Origin of the sequence: Marinospirillum minutulum DSM 6287 (genome assembly GCF_000422325.1) — a bacterium.
GTDB lineage: Bacteria > Pseudomonadota > Gammaproteobacteria > Pseudomonadales > Halomonadaceae > Marinospirillum > Marinospirillum minutulum.
This window is the reverse complement of record NZ_AULO01000008.1, coordinates 175,339-197,859: the sequence shown is the minus strand read 5'-3', so window position 1 is coordinate 197,859 and position 22,521 is coordinate 175,339. Positions and strand designations below refer to the sequence as shown.

18 protein-coding genes are annotated in these 22,521 nt (G+C 44.3%); 7 read left to right on the top strand and 11 right to left on the bottom strand.

Annotated elements, in window-relative coordinates; translation table 11 throughout:
- Positions 1-15: 15 nt before the first annotated feature.
- From cydC to H571_RS13745, 9 genes are all read right to left on the bottom strand, one after another.
- A complete protein-coding gene (gene cydC / locus H571_RS13755; RefSeq protein ID WP_036217038.1) occupies positions 16-1,719 on the bottom strand; it encodes a thiol reductant ABC exporter subunit CydC in 1,704 nt (567 codons plus the stop codon).
- Positions 1,706-3,424, bottom strand: a complete 1,719-nt coding sequence (gene cydD / locus H571_RS13750) for a thiol reductant ABC exporter subunit CydD (protein WP_245562299.1) — start codon at positions 3,422-3,424, stop codon at positions 1,706-1,708. The genes cydC and cydD overlap by 14 nt, the downstream gene beginning before the upstream one ends.
- A complete protein-coding gene (gene cydB, locus H571_RS0100960; protein ID WP_027847668.1) occupies positions 3,411-4,418 on the bottom strand; it encodes a cytochrome d ubiquinol oxidase subunit II in 1,008 nt (335 codons plus the stop codon). The genes cydD and cydB overlap by 14 nt, the downstream gene beginning before the upstream one ends.
- A complete protein-coding gene (locus H571_RS0100955; RefSeq protein ID WP_027847667.1) occupies positions 4,415-5,815 on the bottom strand; it encodes a cytochrome ubiquinol oxidase subunit I in 1,401 nt (466 codons plus the stop codon). The genes cydB and H571_RS0100955 overlap by 4 nt, the downstream gene beginning before the upstream one ends.
- 115 nt (positions 5,816-5,930) lie before the next feature.
- A complete protein-coding gene (locus tag H571_RS0100950; RefSeq protein WP_027847666.1) occupies positions 5,931-6,662 on the bottom strand; it encodes a 3'-5' exonuclease in 732 nt (243 codons plus the stop codon).
- Between the two features lie 27 nt (positions 6,663-6,689).
- Positions 6,690-8,543, bottom strand: a complete 1,854-nt coding sequence (locus H571_RS0100945; RefSeq protein ID WP_027847665.1) for a DUF294 nucleotidyltransferase-like domain-containing protein — start codon at positions 8,541-8,543, stop codon at positions 6,690-6,692.
- Positions 8,544-8,577: 34 nt separating this feature from the next.
- Positions 8,578-10,206: a BCCT family transporter gene (locus tag H571_RS0100940; protein WP_027847664.1), complete on the bottom strand. Its 1,629-nt coding sequence runs from the start codon at positions 10,204-10,206 to the stop codon at positions 8,578-8,580.
- 74 nt (positions 10,207-10,280) lie between these two features.
- Entirely contained in the window at positions 10,281-10,892 is a 612-nt protein-coding gene (locus tag H571_RS0100935) for a LysE family translocator (protein ID WP_027847663.1), read from the bottom strand.
- Entirely contained in the window at positions 10,889-11,635 is a 747-nt protein-coding gene (locus tag H571_RS13745; protein ID WP_051168046.1) for an RNA methyltransferase, read from the bottom strand. The genes H571_RS0100935 and H571_RS13745 overlap by 4 nt, the downstream gene beginning before the upstream one ends.
- Before the next feature lie 184 nt (positions 11,636-11,819).
- Here H571_RS13745 and H571_RS0100925 point away from each other — a divergent pair, with 184 nt between their 5' ends.
- Together H571_RS0100925 and H571_RS0100920 are read left to right on the top strand one after the other, a co-directional pair.
- Positions 11,820-12,041, top strand: a complete 222-nt coding sequence (locus tag H571_RS0100925; protein WP_027847662.1) for a TA system antitoxin ParD family protein — start codon at positions 11,820-11,822, stop codon at positions 12,039-12,041.
- Complete coding sequence (locus H571_RS0100920) at positions 12,034-12,324, top strand: type II toxin-antitoxin system RelE/ParE family toxin (RefSeq protein WP_027847661.1); 291 nt, start codon at positions 12,034-12,036, stop codon at positions 12,322-12,324. The genes H571_RS0100925 and H571_RS0100920 overlap by 8 nt, the downstream gene beginning before the upstream one ends.
- A gap of 193 nt (positions 12,325-12,517) precedes the next feature.
- On the opposite strand, the gene H571_RS0100915 is transcribed toward H571_RS0100920, so the two are convergent.
- Entirely contained in the window at positions 12,518-14,518 is a 2,001-nt protein-coding gene (locus H571_RS0100915; RefSeq protein ID WP_027847660.1) for a lytic transglycosylase domain-containing protein, read from the bottom strand.
- Between the two features lie 143 nt (positions 14,519-14,661).
- Positions 14,662-15,840, bottom strand: coding sequence for an acetyl-CoA C-acyltransferase (locus tag H571_RS0100910; protein ID WP_027847659.1), 1,179 nt, complete (start codon positions 15,838-15,840; stop codon positions 14,662-14,664).
- 130 nt (positions 15,841-15,970) lie between these two features.
- On the opposite strand from H571_RS0100910, the gene H571_RS0100905 reads away from it, so the two are divergent.
- The 5 genes from H571_RS0100905 to H571_RS0100885 all read left to right on the top strand — a co-directional run bounded on the left by H571_RS0100905 (position 15,971) and on the right by H571_RS0100885 (position 22,504).
- Positions 15,971-16,546 carry a TetR/AcrR family transcriptional regulator gene (locus tag H571_RS0100905; protein ID WP_027847658.1) on the top strand — a complete coding sequence of 192 codons (576 nt, stop codon included), beginning with the start codon at positions 15,971-15,973 and terminating at the stop codon, positions 16,544-16,546.
- A 196-nt stretch (positions 16,547-16,742) separates the two neighbouring features.
- Positions 16,743-18,413, top strand: a complete 1,671-nt coding sequence (locus H571_RS0100900) for an AMP-binding protein (RefSeq protein ID WP_027847657.1) — start codon at positions 16,743-16,745, stop codon at positions 18,411-18,413.
- A gap of 93 nt (positions 18,414-18,506) precedes the next feature.
- Positions 18,507-19,274, top strand: a complete 768-nt coding sequence (locus tag H571_RS0100895) for an SDR family NAD(P)-dependent oxidoreductase (RefSeq protein WP_027847656.1) — start codon at positions 18,507-18,509, stop codon at positions 19,272-19,274.
- Between the two features lie 50 nt (positions 19,275-19,324).
- Positions 19,325-20,476: an acyl-CoA dehydrogenase family protein gene (locus H571_RS0100890; RefSeq protein WP_027847655.1), complete on the top strand. Its 1,152-nt coding sequence runs from the start codon at positions 19,325-19,327 to the stop codon at positions 20,474-20,476.
- A gap of 99 nt (positions 20,477-20,575) precedes the next feature.
- Entirely contained in the window at positions 20,576-22,504 is a 1,929-nt protein-coding gene (locus H571_RS0100885; protein ID WP_027847654.1) for a B12-binding domain-containing radical SAM protein, read from the top strand.
- Positions 22,505-22,521 lie beyond the last annotated feature (17 nt).

The following is a 22,521-nucleotide window of genomic DNA, read 5'->3' as shown; positions in this document are numbered from 1 at the left end:
AGCAAAAGTTTGTTGCTAGCCTAACAACACATTGTTTTGTAGGTCTTGTAAGTAAATGTGCCGATCACTGGCTGGTAAGGCGTTCAAGTCATGGGCCAAGAGCAAGGCTGTGCGCCCTGCTAGCCAGGCATCCAGTTTTGGGCGAATAACGGCTTGGGTGGCTCGGTCTAGGCTACTAAAAGGTTCATCTAAAATAACCACTGCGGGGTCTTTTAGAATCACTCTTGCCAAAGCTAAGCGCCTTGCTTGCCCACCTGAAAGCTGGCGGCCAGTTTCGCCTACCCAAGTATTTAGCTTTTGTGGAAAATCGCTGACTTCTTGTTTAAGGTCGACCAGTTCTAATACTTCCCAAAGCTCGGCATCGGTAGCTTCGGCTTTGGCTAGGCGAAGATTTTCTGCTATTGAGGTGGCGAATAAATCTGACTGCTGGGTTAGGTAGCCAATTTGCGCTTGCCAGTCAGCGAGGCTTAAATCTTTTAAATTCACCTGCTTACCGTCTGCTTCTACTAGCATTTCACCGGCTTGTGGGTCGCTTAATCTGGCGGCTAAACGGGCTAGGGTGCTTTTACCTAAACCGGATTCACCCAGCAATGCTAATTTTTCACCGGCTTTAAGACTCAGGTTAATGTTATTAAACACCTGCTGATTACCTAGTTTTACACCAATATTTTGCCAGTGCAGACTGTAGGGAAGGGTAGAGTTCGATGGTAATGCTTGTGGCTGACTAGGGCTAACTAAATGGCTTTGTAAGCTTTCAGTTTTATTCAAACGTTGTGCCGCAGCAAGGGTGGCACCATAGCTTGCAAAAGCAGCAGGTAAGTTTAAGAAGACTTCCTGTAAAGCCATCAGGGCTAAGGGAATAAGCACCATCATCGGGCCAGTTAACCAGCCTTGTTGATAAGCTTCAGCAGCCAGTAGTAAACAAGCTGCAGCCATTAATTGGAGTAACAGGGTTTGTAAACCAGCGCCCCAAGCTGCCACCTGCTGAAGTCGTTGTTGGTCACGCATTTCTGTTTGTTGGGCAGTGATTAATTGTGTTTGGTGATTTGCCAAACTATGGCTGGCTTGCAGTTCGCCTAAACCTTCAATTTGTTCAACCAACAAGCTACGTTGTGCTTCTTGCTGGGCAACTAAGCGGTAACTAACGGCTTTACCCGCTTGCGCCATGCCCCAAGTGCTAATGCCCAAAGTAAGTAAAAGCATCAGCGCGGCTAAACCGGCCAATTGCAAATGAAAGAAAGCTAAAAAGCCCACCAGCAGAATAACCGTTAATAAAGCCACTAAAGGCGGTGCTAAGAGTCTTAGGTAAAGATTATCTAGGGTATCAACATCAGTAATTAAGCGGTTTACCCATTGCGAAGCACGAAATTTAGCGGCAGTTTGGTCATCTAAAAGGGTTAGGTTTTTAAACAGGCGGGTACGCAATTTTGCGAGTAAACGTAACACTGTATCGTGGTTGTAAACCCTTTCAGTGTAGCGAGCTACCGTGCGTGATAAAGCAAAAAAACGTATGCCGCCACCTGGGCTATAAATATCTAAATTAATGGCAATGCCTGCCGCCCAAGCTAGGGCGGTTACACTGGTAGCAGTAATAAACCAACCCGAGAGTGCCAGTAAACCTATAGCAGAAAGGTAGGTAATCAGCAGTAAAAAAGCCCCAATCAATAGGCGCTTTTTATCCTGTAACATAAGGTTTAGCCAAGGCTTAAGCGGGTGCATGAGCAACTCCTGTGGGCTGTGCTAGGTGTTGGTCTGTCAATTCTAAGCGCTGGTCAGCAAAGGCTTCTAATTCTGGTTCGTGGCTGGCGATAATTAAAGTACAACCTTGGGCTTTTAACGCTTCAAGCGTGGCATAAATTTGCTTACGGCTGCGTGCATCTAAGCTAGCAGTGGGTTCATCTAATAGCACCAGTTGCGAAGGTGTTAATAAGGCTCTAGCTAAGGCTAAGCGCTGCGCTTGTCCGCCAGAAAGGCTTTTGCCTCTTTCTAAGAGTAGAGTATTTAATCCGTCTTTTTGTTGGGCTAATAAAGGTGCTAAACCCACTGCTGTAACGGCTTTTAATAAGGCTTCTTCACTGGCATGGGGGGCGGCTAAGCGTAAGTTATCTGCCCAGCTGGCATTAATAATAAAGGCTTGTTGGTGCATCCAAATTAAGGCTTCGCTACCGGCTGCTTTTCCATTCACTAATAACTGACCGCTGCTGGGTTGCATAAAACCAGCAATTAAATGCAGTAATGAAGATTTACCGCTTCCAGTTCGCCCAGTAATTAAGAGCAGTTCACCCTTGGCTAGTTTAAAGCTAGTCGGCGCTAAAACCTGCCCACGCCCTGGGTAACTTAGGGTTATATCTTTGGCTTCCAAAACAAGCGAACTGTCTGAGCTAACTGTTTTATTTTCAGCAGAAGTGCTTGGCTGGCTGTGAGGCTGAGCTTCTAACAAATCGATCAAGCTATCCGCAGCGCCTAAAGCCGATGCTCTATCGTGGTAAAACTGCGCTAAAACTCTGAGTGGTTGAAAGTACTCAGGCGCCATTAATAAAATAAGTAAACCGCTAAATAGGGTTAAATCTGCCGCTGGCCCCCAATTGATATAACCCAATAAACCAAAGCCGATATACATAGCCACGGCAGCAATAGCGACAGAAGAGAAAAACTCTAAAACAGCGGAAGATAAAAATGCCAGCTTAAGAGTACGCATATTAATGCGGCGGTATTCGTCGGCAGCATAGGCAACATCTTGAGTCGCTTGCTTGCTTAAACCAAACAGCTGCAAGCTGGTTAAACCACGCACGCTATCTAAAAATTGGCCAGAAACACGTTTTAATAACACAAAGTGCTGCTGATTAAGGCGTTCAGCACCCATACCGACCAAAGCCATAAATAAGGGAATCAGGGGTGCAGAAATCAGTAAAAATAAACCGGCTACCCAATCGAGGTAGAAGGTAAGCATTAGAATAAATAGGGGCGAAATAACCGCAAGGGTCATTTGGGGTAGGTAGCGTGCAAAATAGTTTTGTAGTGCATCAACCTGTTCTAACCATTGACTGCTTAAACCTGCGGCAGACTCATTGGTTAGATGAACTGGGCCTAATAAAGCCAGTTGTTGCAAAAGCGTTTGACGAACCGTTAAACGAATACGGTTAGCGGCGGCTTGTCCGGTTAAGTCTTGCAAGATTTGCAAACCGGACCTAAGCAGCAGCAAGAAAACCAAGCCAACAAAGCCAGATAGAATTTCAGCTAAAGGGCGTTGGTTAACGATGACTTCATTAATAAGCCAAGCCATTAAAGCTAACTGCGCCATAATTGCTAGGGTTTGTGCCATACCCAGCAAGCGAGTGGCTAATAAAGGTTTTTTTTCTGCTGAGGCTAGGTGGCGCAACCACTCACGGTTGCGCCTTGCCTTATTGGGCTTAGTGATAGCCAACTCCTGCTTTCACCTTGCCACGGAATACCCAGTAGCTCCAAGCGCTATACATCAGTATAAAAGGAACCACAAAGAGTAAACCTAGTAATAAAAACAACTGAGATTCATGGGCTGAAGCCGCATCCCAGAAGGTGTAGTTAGGTGGCACAACATAGGGCCACTTACTAAAGATTAACGCCACAAAGGTTGAAATAAACAGACCAAGGGTTGCCACAAAAGGGAAACCTTCTTGGCGCTTTTTAACCGCACGGTAAACCCAGCCCGCAAAGAACAAGGTAATCAGTGGTAATACCCAAAGCAGGCTTACACCAGAGAACCAGCGCTCTTTTAGGAAATCATCAATCATCGGTGACCAAACACCAATAATGCCAAAGATAACCAACACGGCTAACAACAAGCGTGGGGTAATTTTATAAGCCCAATCCTGAATATAACCTTCTGATTTAAGAATTAACCAAGTGCTACCCAAAAGTGCATAACCAGCCACCAAGCCAACACCTGTCAAAACGGTGAAGGGCGTTAGCCAATCTAGCGCACCGCCTACATAACGAAAGTTTTCAGTTTCAAAACCTTGGATATAAGTACCCACTACAGCACCCTGAGCAAAGGCAGCAATAAAAGAACCACCTGCAAAAGCCCAGTTCCATAAGAAGCGAGACTTGTTGGCCTTAAAACGGAATTCAAACGCCACGCCACGGAAAATTAGCGCTGCCAACATAAGGAACACCCCTATATACAAGGCAGGCAAAAAGACTGAATAAACCAGCGGGAAGGCGGCTAATAAACCAGCACCACCTAGCACTAACCAAGTTTCGTTAGCATCCCAAACCGGCGCTACAGAGTTCATCATTACATCACGGGCTTGGTCATCGGGCGCAAAGGGGAAAAGTATTCCTTGGCCTAGGTCAAAACCATCTAGCAGCACATACATAATGATGCCAAAACCTATGATACCGACCCAAATTAGGGTTAGGTCAAAGACGGGTTCACTCATGCCTTATCTCCTTGTTCAAAAGGTACATGCGCTGCAGATAATGGACGTTTAGCATGGTCCGACTCTACTTCTATATCGTCATCCGTTGCTTCTATACCCGCTTGGAAAACACGCATAAGGTAATAAACACCGGCGCTGAAAATCACTGCATAAACAAGGATATAACCAATTAAAGTGAAAAGTGCCATGCCACCGGTTAAGGAAGGTGTTAAGCCTTCGGCATGCGTCATTAACCCATAAACCAACCAAGGCGCACGCCCTACTTCGGTTACAAACCAACCGGCAACCACGGCAATAAAGGGCGATAAACTCATAGCTACTAGCCCTTTAAGGTACCAAGAGGAAGAAGCAAAACGACCACCTGCTCTAAGGAATAAGCCTGCAAAAGCAAAACCTATCATTAGCACACCTAAGCCCACCATGATGCGGAAAGCCCAGAAAACAATAAATACAGGTGGACGCTCTTCAGCAGGAACATCAAGCAAACCAGGCAGTTCACCTTCAGAATCGTGGGTTAGAATTAAACTGGCTAACTTAGGGATTTTAATTTCAAAGTGGTTTTTCTCGTTTTCTTGGTCAGGAATAGCAAACAAGATTAACGGTACACCCGTGCCACGCTCCCAGTTACCTTCCATAGCGGCCACTTTAGTAGGCTGGTGCTCTAAAGTAGAAAGACCATGAAAGTCACCAATCAATAACTGGGCGGGTGCAATAATCAGCAACAACCATAAGGTCATAGAAAGGGCTTTTTTATTGGCTTCAACTTCACGGCCTTTTAACAAGAACCATGCACTAACACCCGCCACTACAAAACCACCGGTTAAGAAAGAAGCGACGATCATGTGCCAAAAGCGATAGAAAAAAGAGGCAGTAAAAAGCGCTTCAGCCCAGCTAGCAACATGGTAAATTTCACCACGCAACTCTAGACCAGCCGGTGTTTGCATGAGGCTGTTGGCCGAGAGAATCCAGAAGGCAGAAATAAAGGTACCTAAGGCAACCATACAGGCCGCAAATAAATGCACGCCCTTAGGAACTTTGTTACGACCAAAGAGCATAACGCCAAGGAAGCCCGCTTCTAAGAAGAAGGCGGTAATCACTTCGTAACTAAGCACTGGGCCTAAGAAGTTTGCCGTAGCATAGGAAAAGTTACTCCAGTTAGTGCCGAACTGGAAAGACATAACAATACCGGACACTACGCCCATACCAAAAACCACCGCAAACACTTGCGTCCAGAACTTAGCTAAACGCTCCCAAGCGGGGTTTTTGGTTTTAAAGAATAGGCCTTCTAATAAGGCTATATAGGATGCTAAACCGATGGTGAACACCGGAAAAATAGCATGGAAAGACACAACAAAAGCGAATTGAATGCGCGACAGCAAAAGTGGGTCGAGCTCCATAGCCTGCTCCTAACTGATGAAGGAATTTGTAAATATATTGGCTCACATCAATTAGGATAGTCTCATGTTGGAGAGATGCAACCAAGGTGGCAGGCTGTCGCATCTTGATATTTATCTATTTCCACACTTCTTTTAAGGGGGTGTCAGGTGAATAGTGGTGGGCTATTTGTGCTTGTAGCAATTCGGCAGAAGCCAGCGCATCGGTGAGTGCATCGTGGGGGTGGTAGTTAGGTAAGCCGTAGCGTTCACGGCAGGCGGCTAGGCGAATGGAGGTTGGCTTGCGGCCTAATAAACGATCCCACCAGCTGAGTGTTTTTTTGCGGTACAGCCGTCCTTCTAATTCCATGGTATCAACGACAGGGAATTCTAAGCCTTCATCAATCCGAGTTCTAAATGCTGCGTCTAAAAAGCCTCGTTCAATGCTACGGCAATGCACAACCAGTATTTTGCCAGCAAAAAGTGCCAGCATTTCTTGCATAATGGTTTGTAAATCGGGTGCGGCAGCAATTTGTGAGTGAGTAATGCCATGAATTACCATAGAAGCATCACCCACTTTAGTGCGTGGGTTTACAAACCAATGCCTGGCTTCTTTACAGCGAATACGTTCTAAGCTCATGGGCACAGCGCCAAGGCTAAGTATGCCGTTCTTTTTAGGACAAAGGCCGGTGGTTTCTATATCTATCGACAAAAATGGTACTTGGCTTAAAGGGGTGTCGCCACTGACTACACCCGCTGCATAATAAGCTTTAAGTAGTGGATTTTTGGCTTCTTCTTTTAGTCGAGCAAAAGTTTGTGGCCAATCTTGGGTAGCAAGTTCTTGTTGCTTGTTTGGGTCTAAATAAAACATAGGTTCACCTTAGGCGGCTGATTGACCCTAGTGCATGGGATAACGAAACCTTAAAAACTTTTGTGCATGACTAAGAATTTGAAAAGCATCTTTAAGATTTTTTCTTTCAAAATCAGATAAGTTATCGGGTGCAACATTGTTGTCTGGTTCTTCACCTAGCTCTGCTGCTTTTGCTTGATGACGAATTCTAACAATAGAAATAAGCTCTAAAGCATCCCGTAAATCTTGCCCTCGCCCTTTGGGTAGAATATTGGCCGCAATAATATCTTCCAAACGATCAAAAGAGTTTTGTGCTTTAGAACCTATAGCAAGGCCATGAACACGAATTAAGTCAGCTACAGGCGCTGTACCACGGCGCTTCATATTAATAGAATTATTGTGCTTGCCGTCGGTTTCCATTACGAAGCCTTTAAAAAAACCTAAAGGTGGCGTGCGGTTTAAAGCATTACGTGCCATACAGGCTAAAAAGCGTGGGTTGCGTTTAGTTAGCCTTAAAATACGGTCATTGAGCTGATCTGCCCATTCTACCTTGCCCCACACACCATCTAAATCGAAGAAAATAGAACTGTGTAGTAAGGATTCAGGCGTGGGCTTTTCTATCCAATTAGAAAAATATTCTTGCCACACTCTATAAGGCTGCCGCCAACGTGGGTTGGTTGCCATAATATCGCCAGTACAGTAGGTGTAGCCACAAGCAGCTAGCCCATCACTAACAAAAGTAGCTAGCTTTTTAAAATACTCATCGTGTAGGTCTGGGTCAAAAGTGTCGTGTAAAATTAAGGCGTTGTCTTGGTCGGTAACGAGGGACTGTTCATCCCTTGCCATAGAGCCTAGGGCTAAAAAACAATAGGGAATAGGCGGTGGACCAAACGCTATTTCTGCCAGCTCAAGTAGGCGCTGTTTAAAACTGCGACCTATCACTGCCATAGCGCTGCCTATCATGTGGGAGTTGGCATCTTCATTAACCATACGAATAAAACTGGCACGTAGATCGGGCGCTAAAGCAGCTAAATCTTCAGGGGTGTTTTGTCGAAAAATACTACCAACTACAAACAGGCTGTTTTGTGATTCATAACGAATAACATCAGATACAGCTATTACGCCAAAAGGCTTGCCTTGTTTTATAACGGGTAGGTGATGAACATTAAAGCGCAGCATTAACAGCATGGCTTCAAAAACCATTTGGTTATGTTCAATGGTTAATAGCTCAGTAGTCATAAACTCGCTGACTGGCTGGGTTAGATCGGCACCTGTAGCTAGTACACGAATGCGTAAATCTTTATCAGTAAGAATACCTGCAGGTTTAAGGGTGTCGGGTTCAGTAATTAATAAACAGGAAACCCGCTGCTCAGTCATGTGCTTAGCAGCATCTTGAATGCTGGCGTTTTTATCTAGGGTAACTAGCTCACGTTTGATTAACCGACCAACACGTTCCGATAGTAGCTCGTTGGCATCTTCGTGGCGGGATATGGCTTGGCGTAAACGGGTGCGGTCTTCAATTTCTACCGCATCTGCAAAGGTTTCGTGTTCTTCAAATAGCTGATTAAAAACAGCAACTGGAATTAAATAAACCAGCGTATCTTCTAAGGCTTGGGCTGGAAAACGAACTTTGCCATGGCGCAACAAGCCAAACTGCCCAAATAAACCACCTTCACTTAGGCGGTTATAAAGGTCGCCATTACGCCGAAAAACTTCAACAGCACCACTGCGTACTAGGTGGAGTGCGTCAATTTCTTGTTCAAAGGCTAGAATTTGGCTACCGGCTTTGAAATAACTAATTTCAATTTGTGTGGCTACCCAGTTCAGCGTTTCTTCGGGTAATTCATTAAAAGGCGGGTGTTGCTTTAAAAAAGTTAGAACTTCTATCTGCTCTATTTCCACAACACCTACCTCTTAACTAAAGATACAAACTTAATTAAACAGCTCTTGGTTCGCTCATGAGTCCTTTAATAAGTGCCACACAAGACATTAAAAGTACCAGGGTAAACGGAAAACCAGCTGATACAGCCATGGCTTGTAGGGCAACCAAACCACCACCTAAAATAAGTGCAATGGCAATTAGGCCTTCAAAAGTACACCAAAACACCCTTTGTGGAGTCGGTGCATTAACCTTACCACCGGCAGCAATGGTATCAACCACTAGGGAGCCAGAGTCAGAGGAGGTCACAAAGAAAATAACCACCAGCACTATACCAATAAACGAGGTGATTTGAGCTAAAGGCAGGGTATCAAGCATACCAAATAACTGTAGTGGTAAATCTAAGTCAGCCACTTCTGTAAAGCCAGCTAGGTACTGGCTTATACCTGTACCACCAAAGACACTCATCCATAAAATACAGGCAGTGGAAGGTATAAGTAATACAGAGATTAAAAACTCACGCACGGTACGACCACGTGAAACACGGGCGATAAACATACCTACAAAAGGAGACCAGGAAATCCACCAAGCCCAGTAGAAGGTAGTCCAACCCTGCATAAAGTTACTGTCTTCACGCCCAATGGGGTTAGCCAATTGAGGTAGGTATTCTAAGTAAGCCACCAGGTTAGAAAAGAAACCTGTTACCAAGGCAAGGGTTGGGCCAACCAAGATAACAAACACAAGCAGTGTAACGGCTAGTAGCATGTTGATTTCTGAAAGGCGTTTAACCCCTGCTTCTAAACCAGCTAAGACAGAAACCAAAGCAATAGCAGTAATACCCACCACCAGTAGAATTTCAGTTGTGGAGCCTTCTGGCACACCAAACAAATAATTTAGACCAGCAGCAGCCTGTGAAGCACCAAAGCCCAAAGAGGTAGCTAGACCAAAAAGTGTGGCTAAAATAGCAAGAATATCAATTAGGTGGCCAGGCCAGCCCCATACACGCTCACCTAACAATGGGTAGAAAATAGAGCGAATGGTAAGTGGCAAACCTTTATTAAACGAGAATAAAGCTAAACCCAAAGCTAGGGTGGCATAAATAGCCCAAGGGTGAAGCCCCCAGTGGAAAATGGTTGCTGCCATACCTAAGCGACGGGCTTCTTCAGCATTGCCCATTGCACCACCAAGTGGCGCCCAGTCAGTACGCAAGCCATCTTCAAGGCTAGTGCCTGCAAGCGAAGTGCTAAAGTGAGTTAAAGGCTCGGATACACCATAGTACATAAGGCCGATACCCATGCCTGCAGCAAAAAGCATGGAAAACCAACCTAAATAGCTAAAGTCGGGTGTGGCTTCTGTTCCACCTAAACGAACCTTACCTAAGGGAGAAAAGATTAAGAATATACAAAGCAGTACAAAGATATTAGCAGCGCTAATAAAAAACCAATCCAAACTTGAGGTTAACCAGTTGCGTAAGCCGCTAAAAAGAGGCTCAACCTGAGTTTGAAAAATAAGTGTTAATAACACAAAAGCAATAATGCTTAGGCCTGATATTAAAAATACTCGGTTATGAATATCTAACCCAAAAGGCCCAATTTGCATTGCTATGTTGTCTTGACCAATTTGATAGTCGGTATCAATCGGATTAACTTCCCCATCGGGCTGCATAGGGTCTTTTTTATCTGTCATGTGTCCTGCCTTTTTTTGTGTAACTTAAAAACTCCTTTAATTATGGGCAACTAAACCCTAGCTAGCAAGTTGGGTTAAAGCGTGAGGACGCGAATCACCAATATAAATAGAAGGACTGCACTAATACGATTAATCCATACCACCTGCGTTTTTAGCCAAGGCAAAACCCTAGAATGCGATAAACCTAAGGCAACAAGCAGGTACCAAAGGGTGTCTATTATCCATGCCGTTGCAGCCAGCAATAAACCTAGGGCATAACTTTGCCCAGGTTGAATAAACTGTGAAAAAAGCGCCGCCAGCATAATAATCAGTTGCGGGTTAGAAAAAACAATCAGAAAACCATCACGCAAAGCAACCCTGGCAGAAGGAATTATTTGGTTTTCATCCTCGGTTTTGTTGTTAGTGCTGCTGCGTAACATTTGCAAGGCTAACCAAGCTAGGTAGGCCGCACCTAGATAAGTCATTAGCTGATAGGCTTCTGGGTATTGGGCAATTAAATGCCCTAGCCCTAAAGCAACCGCTAAAGCATAAACGCCTACACCTGCACCGTGCGCCACTGCTGCTGTTAAACCATTGCGCCTTGAACCCGTCATAGTGTGGCGCAAAATAACCGCCAAGCTAGGGCCAGGCGTGGCAGCACCTAACAAGCAAAAAGCAGCAACGGTTAGCCAGTTATGGAAAGTCATTTGTGGTTATCTTTTTGTTGTTGGTAATAAAAGTTGCCTTGTTTTTCTAAGCGACTGACAAGGCTGCGCAGTATACCCAATTCATGTTGGTTGGGTCTGGCTCGGCGAAAAAAAGTTTGCAGCTCTTTTAAGGCACGGTCGGAAGCGCCATTAAGAAAACCACTGGCGGCTAAAGCTTTGGCTAGGTGGTCTTCAAACCCTTGAATGGCTTCTAAGCTGGGCAATTGTTCAGCCGCTAAAACCTTCTTGCTAGGCGTTGTAGGTTTAGCATTAAAAATTTCATAACACAGAATTTGTACGGCTTGAGCAATGTTTAAAATGCTGTAATCAGGATTGCCATCAATGCTGACTTGGTGGGTACAAAAAGCCAGTTCGTCATTGTGTAAACCGCTGCGCTCACGCCCAAATACTAAAGCCACTTCACCGGCTTGGCTTTCTGCCTGTAAAGCTTCTGCCGCTTGGCGTGGGTTAAAATTGGTTAAAGCCAAATGCCTTAAGCGAGCACTGGCACCTATCACTAATGAGCAATCTTTAACGGCTTGCTGTAGGTTGTCACAAACCCTGGCTTGATTAAGCACATCTTCAGCACCCGCGGCTAATTGGGTTGCTTCTGGGTGAGGGAAACTAACGGGGTTAACTAAATAAAGCTGTGTTAAGCCCATGGTTTTCATGGCGCGGGCAGTAGAACCAAGGTTACCTGGGTGGTAGGTTTCTACCAGAATAATGCGAATGTTGGGAAACATAGTATTTTACTGATTTACCTGTGTTTAAAATTTAATCAAACTATCTGTAGTGGCATAGTTAAATAGGATTTCTAATGTCAGCTTGCTTTAAGCATTTTTAGTGCACCTTTGGCTATATTTGCAGCCACTTGCTGCAAATGTTGCGAAGCGCTACAATTGTAACTCCACACACAAGGAGAAAATCATGTCTACCGCAAGTATCAGACTCGACCAAGCACTCGTAGAAAAAGCCTCCATAATGGCTAAGGCTTTTAGCAGAACAACACCTAAGCAAATTGAGCATTGGGCAAAAATTGGAGAAATGATGGAAGATAATCCTGATCTTCCCTACGAGTTTGTTAAACAAGCCATTATTGCTCAAGCAGAAAAAGAAGCAGGTAAGCTTGAGGAATATACTTTTGGCTAGAGTGAACCGCGTTTTACAAACACCAAGCTTCAAAAAAGCGGTTAAAAAGCTGTACGCAAATCAGAAAAGTGATCTGGATAATGCTATCAAGGTCATCATGGAAGCTCCTTTTATCGGAGAACAAAAAAAAGGTGACCTCTTATTTTTACGTGTTCACAAGTTCAAGATGGTTAAGCAGCTTACTCTACTTGGCTATAGCTACCAAGATAGTATTATGACACTCGAGCTGATAGTACTTGGTACTCATGAAAACTTTTACAGAGACATCAAAGCTTTGTATTGATGCCTAGTTATAACGAGGCGGTAGAAAATTTTAGCCAAAAAATGATCACTTTAATGCTAGATACATTGTATTTTATAATGCATCGCCACCATAACTGTTCCATGCTTTTGTAAACCCAGCTGCATCAAATAAAACTATTACATCAGAAAACTCTAAAGATCCTGGATTCAACTCTCAAGTGCAACTCATTAAACTAGCCTTTAGGTGGGCTAGATGAATTTATTTGCGCTTGGCGCAGGGTTTCTTGCTGGGCTAAGCGCCAAGCATAAACTTCTCGAAAAGCTAGCAGGCTTTTAACATAATCACGGGTTTCTGCATAGGTAATACGTTCTACCCAAAGTGGGTTTATCTCTTTTCCTAAACTTTTTTGCCAAGCATTGGCTTTGGTTGGACCTGCGTTGTAAGCAGCAGCAGCTAAAACTGGATTATTATTATAGCGTCGCATTAAACCGCCTAAATAATTAACCCCTATGGGTAGGTTGTACTCGGGTTTTAGGAGGTCTGCTTCTGGCTTTATGCCTAGCTTTAAGCGGTTAGCAACCTGCTTACCTGTGGCGGGCATTACTTGCATCAAACCCAGTGCACCCACCCTGGAGCGGGCTTGGGGGTTAAAAAGGCTTTCTTTACGAATAAGGGCTAAAACTAGCGGTAAATCTAAGTTAGCTTGTTCTGCCAAAGGTCGTAGGGTTTCTAGGTGGGCTAAGGGAAAGCGTAATTCAACGGCATCGTTTAATCCGGCTCGGTGAGCGACATCGACGCTTAGGTGATGCCAGCCCCATTGATTAGCTAGCCAAGCGGCTTGAATTTGATCTTCAACCGGCGCTTTACTTAGGGTGTAGCGCCATTCTTGTCTTGCTTCTTCTAGGTTGCCTGTAAAGAAAAGTTCTTCTGCACGCTCTATGCCCGGATTGTACCTGAGTTGGTTTATTAAATTAGTATCTAAGGGCGTTTCTAGTGCATTCATTTGTGGTTCTAAACCTAGGTGTTGTGCTGCTAGAAAACCGTAATAGTGACGTTCTTTAGCTAAAGGCTTTAAAAGAGCTTTAGCTGCTGCAGTTTGATTGGTTTCATTTAAAGCTTGAGCCTGCCAGTAAACCCATTCGTTTTTTTGTTTAAGTGCCTCTGGAAAAGCATCAATAATTTTAAGCAGTTGCGACCAGTTAGCTTGGCGTAATTGGCTACGGGCATAGCTTTCATGCCCTTCAGGGGTTAACTGTTTGCTAGGGATAGCGGCAAACAGTTGAGCAGTTTTTTTATGATTGCTACTCCAAGCCGAGCGAATAGCAAGGTATTCATCTAGCTGCCAAAGTGCTTGCTGGCTAAGTTGGCGATGAGTAAACAGTTGTTTAGCTAGCTGGTTAGCTTGGGTTGGGTTACGTCGTGCATCTTGTTTAAGCAGGTGAGTTAACACTTCATCTTTAACGGCTAGGTCGGCTCTTAAACTTAAACGCTTTTGGGTTAATGCACGTAATTTTTTTGCAGGGTTAGACTTGGCTTCTAACCAAAAAGCTAGCCATTGTTGATCTGTTCTAGCTAGCTTATTTTGTAATAGTCTAGCTGCACTGGTATGACCTTCACGCATAAGCTTTAATGCCGTTTGCTGATAGTCATGAGCAGAGAGTAAGCCTAGTTGATCTAATTGCTTGGTTAGCTGTTGGCAGTTAGTCGGTAAAGGCTGGTTGTTACGCCAGTAATCGGCTGCTTTATCCATCCATTGCAGGCTTATGCCGGTTACTTTTGCTTCTGCAGTTATTTGATAGCAGGTTAAGCGTGAATTAAGTGGGTTAGGGTTGCTGGCTGTTTCAATTAAAAAGCTAGACCAGTCTTTTGTTTTACCTAGCTCTTCTAACCATTCAGCTTGTAGCTTTTGTTGAAAAGCGGTATTGGGATGGGCAGCTAAAAAGTTGCTTAGTTCTTGTTTATCAATTACGCCATAGGCTAGCTGGTTTCGAAAAAGCTGCTGCTGTAAATAAGGTGCTAGAGGGTAATGCTTTAATGCCTCAAGTGGTGCTGTAATATCGATTAGTTCACCACGGCGTAATACTAAATAATTGTCTGCAAAAATTTGCCTAGCTTTTAAATCAGGTTGTTTAATGGGTAGCTGGCGGCTGAAAAAGGCAGAAGTGGACGAAGTTGCCGGAAAAATTAATAGCAGCAAAAGTAAAAGCGGTAGGGTTTTCTTCCATTTAGACATCAGTGCCTTCCCTTGTTGACGTTTAGGTTAAAGCTTATCCATCTTAAGTGCTTGCGTCTAGTCAGTGAAAGTAAACAAAAAAGAAGCTGAAATTTTTTATTTCAGCTTCTTGGTAGTGCTTTATTGGTTTTAATGCTGGGTTATTAAACCAGTTCTATAGCTACTGCGGTTGCTTCGCCCCCACCAATGCACAGGCTGGCAATACCGCGCTTCTTACCTTCTTGTGCTAGTGCATACATGAGCGTTACAAGAATACGAGAACCGGTTGAGCCAATAGGGTGACCCTGAGCGCATGCACCGCCGTAGATATTGATTTTTTCGTGAGGAATTTTTAAACCGTCCATTGCTAGCATGGTTACCACAGCAAAGGCTTCGTTAATTTCAAATAAATCAACGTCTTCAATTTTCCAATCTGCTTTAGCTAAGACTTTTTCGATAGAGCCTATGGGTGCTAGGGTAAATTCGCTTGGCTCACGAGAATTAGTGGCATGAGCAACAATTTTAGCTAGGGGAGTTAAACCACGCTTTTTAGCTTCAGACTCACGCATAAGTACCAGTGCAGAACCACCATCAGAAATAGAGCTGGAGTTAGCTGCGGTGACTGTGCCGTCTTTCTTAAAGGCAGGGCGTAAGCCAGGGATTTTAGAAATATCGGCTTGGTGAGGCTGTTCATCATCGGTAACAACCACTTCACCCTTACGTGTTTTAACGGTAACAGAAGCCGTTTCTGCCTTAAGCTTGCCATCTTCTATGGCTTTTTTAGCACGGTTAAGCGAACTAATAGCAAAGTTATCCATCGCTTCACGGGTGTAGTTGTATTCATCAGCAACGTCTTGTGCAAAAACGCCCATTAGCTTACCGGTGCGAGCATCTTCTAAACCATCTAAAAACATATGGTCTTTAATTTCACCATGGCCCAAACGGTAACCACTGCGTGCTTTGGTTAAAACGTGTGGGGCGCTAGACATGCTCTCCATGCCACCAGCAACCATAATATCGTTAGAGCCTGCTTTAATTAGATCGTGAGCTAGCATCACAGCTTTCATACCTGAACCGCAAAGCTTATTGATAGTAGTTGCACCTGTCTCTACTGGGATACCTGCATTCATCATGGCTTGGCGAGCAGGGCCTTGCTTAACGCCCGCAGGCAGTACACAGCCCATAATCACTTCTTGTACATCGGCTGGTTGAATGCCAGCACGTTTAATGGCTTCAGCAATAGCAACACCACCTAGCTCGGGCGCAGTTAAACTAGAGAGGCTACCCATCATTCCACCCATAGGTGTACGAGCACCGGAAACAATAACAATTGGATCTTGCATGAAAAAACCTCGTTGTTGGCTAGTGTAAAATTTACCTTGTTACTTATAGATTGCCGCTTGACCTCTGTCTTGGCTAGAGGTAATTTGTGACTTTTAAGTCATAAAACCAAGCAAGCGCTAGTTAACCTTCATGAAGTTAAACAAGAATTCTAAAAGACGCAAGGAGCTAGTAGCAATTGCTGCTCGGCTATTTTGTAATCAGGGTTATGAGTCTACCACGGTAAGAATGCTGGCTGATGCTATGGGCATTAAGTCGGGCAGCTTGTTTCATCACTTTAATGATAAACAAGAAATTCTTTATGCGGTCATTGAATCTGGCATGTTGCATGCCATGGAAATTGCTCGTCAAACCTTAGCTAATGCACTCACTCCTAGAGAGCGCCTTTATGCACTAGCCAGAGCACATCTATCAACCCTCTTAGAAGACCGAGATGCCCACGTCGTTGCTATTTATGAGTGGCGCAGCTTAACCCAAGATTCACGTGATTTGTTAGTGAAGCTACGTGATGCCTATGAAACTAGCTGGCGCGAAGTGATAAATGAGTGCCATGAAGCAGGTTTGCTAAAAGGTGATCAAAGCCTACAACGCCACCTAGCCTTAGGCGCATTAAATTGGACAGTGCAATGGTACCAGCCAGACGGAAAACTCAGTCCCGATGAGTTGGCTCAAGAGTTAGTGGCTATGGTGCTGCGTGAAAACTTTTAGTTGGCTTTTAAAAAGTACTTGCCCAAATGTAAAGGCTGAATTAGGCTAATTAAAAAACCGAGCACTTGCTCGTTTATTTATTTTCAAAGGTGACTCAGGTCGCCTTTATTTAAAGTGTGATGTTGACGTTTACGTCAAGGTTATACAGGAATAGCAAACTGCAAGAACAATAAACCGAATGTCCGGAGGTAACACCATGGCCAATTCAACAATGGCAAGTACACAAGATTACGTAGACTTTATGAAGTCTTTCCAAATTAGTGATATTGAAGCTGTACTAGAAGGTAGTTTGGCAGGTGGTTTTAATGCCTACACTGAATGCTGTGGTCGTCATGCCTTGGGAAGTAAAGCGGATAAAAATGCTTTAGTTCATGAAGATTCAGCAGGAAAAGTTTCTAGCTATACTTTTGCCCAGATGCACGAAAAAAGTGGCAAATTAGCTAATCTGCTAAAACAACAAGGCGTTAAGCAAGGTGATCGAGTTGCAGCCATGCTGCCACGTAATGCCGACCTGCTTACCCTTATTTTTGCTACCTGGCGTATTGGTGCAGTCTATCAGCCCCTTTTTACTGCTTTTGGTTACGAGGCTATTGAATACCGCTTAAGCCAAGCTAAAACAGTCTTGGTTTTTACTGATGAAGAAAACCGCGCCAAGTTTAAGCCAGTGAAGGACCTGCCACCTATGGTGATGATAGGAACTGAAGCCGCAGCAGAAAAATGGAATGACCTTCATTTTGCTAGTCTGTTAGAAACCCAAAGTAGCGAAAGTGAAACCCTAGTTTTAGATGCAGATCAGCCATTTTTGCAAATGTTTACTTCAGGTACAGTCGGCAAGCCAAAAGGCGTTGCTGTACCCTTACGTGGGCTGATTGGTTTCTACATTTATATGCGTTATGCCGTTGGTTTGGAAGATGATGATAACTTCTGGAATATGGCTGATCCAGGTTGGGCTTATGGTCTTTATTACGCAATTACTGGCCCACTCCTCTTAGGTTGTACTACCCACTTTAACGAAGCAGGTTTTACCGCTGAAAATACCCTAGAATTTTTGAAGCGCCATAAAATTTCCAACCTGGCTTCAGCACCTACTGCTTATCGTATGATGAAATCGAGTGGTGAGTTAGAAGGTAAGTCAAGCGAACTTTTCTTGCGTAGAGCAAGCTCAGCGGGTGAGCCACTGAATACCGAAGTTGTAAACTGGGTAACTGAAAACCTTGGCTGCCGTGTAATGGATCATTATGGACAAACAGAAACGGGTATGACCTGCTGTTGCCACCACACCTTAGAACATAAAACTCCAGTCGGTTCTATGGGTATGCCTATGCCTGGTTATCGTATCGTTATTCTAGATGCTGAAAATAACGAAGTGGCTCAAGGTGTAACGGGTCAGCTAGCTATAGATATGGAAGCCTCTCCTGCTTTCTTCTTCGCTGGTTATACTTGGCAAGAAAAAAAGCCGTTTGCTGGTAAGTATTACTTAACAGGCGATATGGTTGTGCAACATGAAGATGGCACCTACTGGTTTGATGGTCGTGATGACGACATTATCACTACTGCCGGTTACAAGGTTGGTCCAACGGATGTTGAAAATACTGTGTTAGAACACCCGGCAGTTGCTGAATCGGCAGCGGTAGGCAAGCCAGACGAGCTGCGTGGTTACATTATTAAAGCCTTCGTGGTTCTGCGTGATGGTTATGAAGCAAGCGATCAGCTAGTGAAAGATATTCAAGGCTTGGTACGCGAACGCATGTCTGCCCACGTTTACCCACGTGAAATTGAATTTGTTGATGAGCTACCTAAAACACCAAGTGGCAAAATTCAGCGCTTTATGCTGCGTAAGCAAGCAGAAGATGAAGCTAACACCTAAGCTGTTTTAGAAGTCAATCACCCACTTAAATGAAGCTTAGGTGGGTGATTTTTTAATTATTAGCTAAGTAAAAAAACAGAGAGAAAGCCTAGAATGAAAATTAAACAGCAAACTTTTTTAATTACTGGCGGAGCATCAGGTTTGGGTGCTTCCACGGCTGAATATTTAGTTGAACGTGGTGCTCAGGTTGTTTTGGCTGACTTAAATGCCGATGCTGGCGCTGCTATGGTTGCTAAACTAGGCGCAGACAAAGCCGCTTTTAGCCGTTGCGATGTAACCTCTGCCCAAGAAGTGCAAGCTGCGGTAGATTTAGCTATTAGTAAGTTTGGCGGCCTTTCGGGTGTAGTTAACTGCGCCGGTATTGTTGTTGTACAAAAACTACTAGACCGTGATTTAAACCCTGCCGATTTAGATGCCTTTGCTAAGGGTGTCAATATTAACCTAGTGGGTAGCTTTAACGTGGCACGTTTGGCAGCTTCAGCTATGGCTAAATTACCCGCCCAAGAAGACGGTGAGCGTGGGGTAATTATTAATACGGCTTCCATTGCTGCTTTTGATGGACAAGTGGGACAGGCCAGTTATGCCTCTTCTAAAGGTGGTGTGGTTAGTTTGGCTTTGCCTTTGGCACGTGAGTTAGCACGTCATGGTATTCGTGTAATGACCATTGCACCCGGAGTTTGTGGTACGCCCATGATGGACGGCATTCCTGATGAAGCACGTCAGCAGTTAGAAGCGGGTGTACCTTTTCCTAAGCGTTTAGGTAAGCCAGAAGAATTTGCTTCTTTGGTGGCGCATATTATTGAAAACACCTATTTAAATGCGGAAGTTATTCGTATGGATGGCGCCATTCGTATGGTTTAACCCATTTGAACGTGACTAAGCTTAAAGATAAATGATTAAAGGTAAATAATATGAATTTTGAGCTGACTGAAGAACAGGCAATGATTCAAGATGCAGCCAAGCAGTTTGCAGAAGGTGTGCTTGCACCTAAAGCTGCGGAGTTGGATGCAACCTCTAACCCTGAAATATTAAAAAGTCACTTAAAGCAGCTAGCAGAGCAAGGCTTTATGGGCGTTAATATTGCGGGTGAGTACGGTGGAACAGAAGCGGGTACGGTGGCTTTTTCTTTAGCCATTACTGAACTAGCGCGTGCTTGTGCTTCAACCGCTGTGGCTGTTTCAGTTAGCAATATGGTGGCAGAACTTATTCAAGCCATAGGTAGTGAAGCACAAAAAAGTCATTATTTACCTAAGCTGTGTTCGGGTGAGTTTGCGGCCGGTAGCTTTTGCTTAACAGAAACGGAAGCCGGTTCTGACCCAGCGGCCATGAAAACCCGTGCCGTAAAAGAAGCCGATGCTTGGGTATTAAATGGCAGTAAAGTATGGATTTCTACCGCTGCTTTAGCTGGCGTGTATGTGGTTTGGGCTGTAACCAACCCAGACGCACCCAAGGGTAAGGGTATTTCTTGCTTCTTGGTAGATGGCGACAACCCAGGGGTAAAGGTTGCTAAACCAGAAAATAAAATGGGTCAAAAAGGCTCGGGTACACATGAGGTGATTTTCGAGGATTGCCGTATTCCCCTAGATGCCATTATAGGCGAAGAAAACCAAGGCTTTAAAATTGCGGTGACTGAATTGTGCGGTGGGCGTATTGGTATTGCTTCACTTGCTCTAGGCGTTGCTAGCGCAGCCTTAGACTATGCTTGTAACTATGTACAAGAGCGCAAGCAGTTTGGTAAGCCACTGGCCGAATTTCAAGGTTTGCAGTGGATGCTAGTAGACAACTACACCGAAATGGAAGCGGCTCGTTTACTTATTATGCAAGCAGCCTCACTTAAAGATGCGGGCAAACCTTTTGCCGTACAAGCATCTATGGCTAAGTTAATGGCGACCGAAAAAGGCAATAAAGCCTGTTATGATGCTTTACAGCTTTTAGGTGCTAACGGTTATATGCAAGATTTTCCACTAGAGCGTTATGCAAGGGATATTCGTGTAACCAGCATTTATGAAGGCACCAGCGAAATTCAGAAAGTGATTATTGCTAGAAGTTTATTTAGCAACTAAGAGGGAACTCCCCATGTGATGCCTTGTGCTGCAAAAAGAGGATAGAATGTACGCCTTGTTTCACTAAGCTTTTGGCTTACTCTAACCGCTAGGCATACCATGACCGTTTTGTTGATGACCCCTCCCATGACCCAGTTAAATACGCCTTACCCTGCTACGGCTTATTTAACTGGGTTTCTTCGTGCTCGAGGGTATTCTGCTGTTCAGCGTGACCCTGCTATAGAACTATTTCTTGAGATGATGACCACTCAAGGCTTAGATATTATGCGGCAACACGTCGAAGAGAACTTCGAGTCGTTTGAAGATGATGAGTTGCCTGACGTTATCTACACCTTTCTAACAGAATTTGATCGTTATCGGCTTTGCGTTGAGCCGGTTATTCGGTTTTTACAGGGTAAAGACCCTAGCCTTGCACTGCGTATTGTATCGCGGCGTTTTTTACCAGAAGGCCCGGCCTATGATGTGATTGCTCAGATGGAAGCCGTCTCTGGCGATGTATTAAAAGCGGCCTTTGGTGATCTTGGCGTACAAGACAAAGCCAAATTCCTAGCAACCCTCTTTATTAACGACCTATCTGCCGTTATTACACAAGGCGTTGACCCTTATTTTGAAGTGAGTCGCTACGGTGAACGCCTAGCCGCCGCTAATCCTTATTTTGATGATTTGTACGCTACGCTAATGGCAGAGCCAAGCTTTACCTCTGGCATTTTAGAACAGTTGGTTGAGATCTATTTAGAAGAAACCCAACCCAGTGTTGTTGGCTTAACCGTGCCTTTTCCCGGCAATATGTTAGGTGCGTTGAGAATTGCCCAAGCCTGTAAAAATATTAACCCTAACCTGCCTGTTGTGATGGGCGGTGGTTTTGTTAATACCGAACTTAGAGCCTTAAAAGATATTCGTGTGTTTGAATTTGTTGATTTTATTTGCCTAGATGACGGCGAGCGCCCCTTACTAACCCTGTTGGAATACCTGAAAGGTGAGCGTGAGTTAGATGATTTGGTGCGAACTTATTTTCTGGCAGAAGATGAAACGGGCAAGCCCTACGTGCATTTAAATGAAAATGCCACCCTGCACGATATTCCACAAACTGAGGTGGGTGCGCCGATTTACGATGGTTTACCGCTGGATGACTACCTTTCTTTGTGTGAAATGCTTAATCCCATGCACCGAATTTGGAGTGACGGTCGCTGGAATAAGCTTACCATCGCCCACGGTTGTTATTGGCGAAAATGCAGCTTTTGTGACATTTCATTGGATTACATTGACCGTTACGATGAAGCTGGTGCTGATATTCTGGTTGATCGAATAGAAGAGCTAATTGAAGAAACCGGCCAAACTGGATTTCACTTTGTAGATGAAGCCGCCCCACCTAAAGCCCTGTTTGCACTTGCGCGACGTTTAATTGAGCGGGGTGTGGTGATTAGTTGGTGGGGCAATATCCGCTTTGAAAAAACCTTCACCGTTGAACGCTGCCAGCTGTTAGCAGATTCTGGCTGTATTGCTGTTAGTGGTGGATTGGAGGTTGCTTCCGACCGTTTGTTAAAATTAATGAAAAAAGGCGTAAGCGTAGAGCAGGTAGCGCGAGTTACTAAGGCATTCAGTGATTCAGGCATTTTAGTTCATGCCTATTTAATGTACGGCTTTCCGACCCAGACAGAACAAGAAACGCTAGATGCCTTAGAAATGGTACGCCAAATGATGCAAGAGGGTTGCTTTCAGTCAGCCTACTGGCACAGGTTTGCAGCAACCATTCACAGCCCCATTGGTTTAAACCCTGAAGACTACGGCATCACGTTAATAGAACGACCAGAAACTCAATTTGCTGAAAATGATGTTGGTTTTATCGACCCCATTAAAGTTGATCATGAAATGTTAGGCGAGGGACTGCGTAAAGCTCTTTATAACTATATGCACGGCATTGGCTTTGAACACCCGCTTGATTTTTGGTTTCCAACACCAGTAAGCCGCACACAGATGAAAAAAAACCTGATCAGTAAAGCCCTTACTGGTGTTATTGTTAGCGCCTAACCTTTTTACTTTAGTTT

What these genes read in the sequence shown, in the direction of transcription:
- cydC (WP_036217038.1), bottom strand. Translation starts at nt 1,719, where the DNA reads ATGCACCCGCTTAAGCCTTGGCTAAACCTTATGTTACAGGATAAAAAG.
- cydB (WP_027847668.1), bottom strand. Translation starts at nt 4,418, where the DNA reads ATGAGTGAACCCGTCTTTGACCTAACCCTAATTTGGGTCGGTATCATA.
- H571_RS0100955 (WP_027847667.1), bottom strand. Translation starts at nt 5,815, where the DNA reads ATGGAGCTCGACCCACTTTTGCTGTCGCGCATTCAATTCGCTTTTGTT.
- H571_RS0100950 (WP_027847666.1), bottom strand. Translation starts at nt 6,662, where the DNA reads ATGTTTTATTTAGACCCAAACAAGCAACAAGAACTTGCTACCCAAGAT.
- H571_RS0100940 (WP_027847664.1), bottom strand. Translation starts at nt 10,206, where the DNA reads ATGACAGATAAAAAAGACCCTATGCAGCCCGATGGGGAAGTTAATCCG.
- H571_RS0100935 (WP_027847663.1), bottom strand. Translation starts at nt 10,892, where the DNA reads ATGACTTTCCATAACTGGCTAACCGTTGCTGCTTTTTGCTTGTTAGGT.
- H571_RS13745 (WP_051168046.1), bottom strand. Translation starts at nt 11,635, where the DNA reads ATGTTTCCCAACATTCGCATTATTCTGGTAGAAACCTACCACCCAGGT.
- H571_RS0100925 (WP_027847662.1), top strand. Translation starts at nt 11,820, where the DNA reads ATGTCTACCGCAAGTATCAGACTCGACCAAGCACTCGTAGAAAAAGCC.
- H571_RS0100915 (WP_027847660.1), bottom strand. Translation starts at nt 14,518, where the DNA reads ATGTCTAAATGGAAGAAAACCCTACCGCTTTTACTTTTGCTGCTATTA.
- H571_RS0100910 (WP_027847659.1), bottom strand. Translation starts at nt 15,840, where the DNA reads ATGCAAGATCCAATTGTTATTGTTTCCGGTGCTCGTACACCTATGGGT.
- H571_RS0100905 (WP_027847658.1), top strand. Translation starts at nt 15,971, where the DNA reads ATGAAGTTAAACAAGAATTCTAAAAGACGCAAGGAGCTAGTAGCAATT.
- H571_RS0100900 (WP_027847657.1), top strand. Translation starts at nt 16,743, where the DNA reads ATGGCCAATTCAACAATGGCAAGTACACAAGATTACGTAGACTTTATG.
- H571_RS0100895 (WP_027847656.1), top strand. Translation starts at nt 18,507, where the DNA reads ATGAAAATTAAACAGCAAACTTTTTTAATTACTGGCGGAGCATCAGGT.
- H571_RS0100890 (WP_027847655.1), top strand. Translation starts at nt 19,325, where the DNA reads ATGAATTTTGAGCTGACTGAAGAACAGGCAATGATTCAAGATGCAGCC.
- H571_RS0100885 (WP_027847654.1), top strand. Translation starts at nt 20,576, where the DNA reads ATGACCGTTTTGTTGATGACCCCTCCCATGACCCAGTTAAATACGCCT.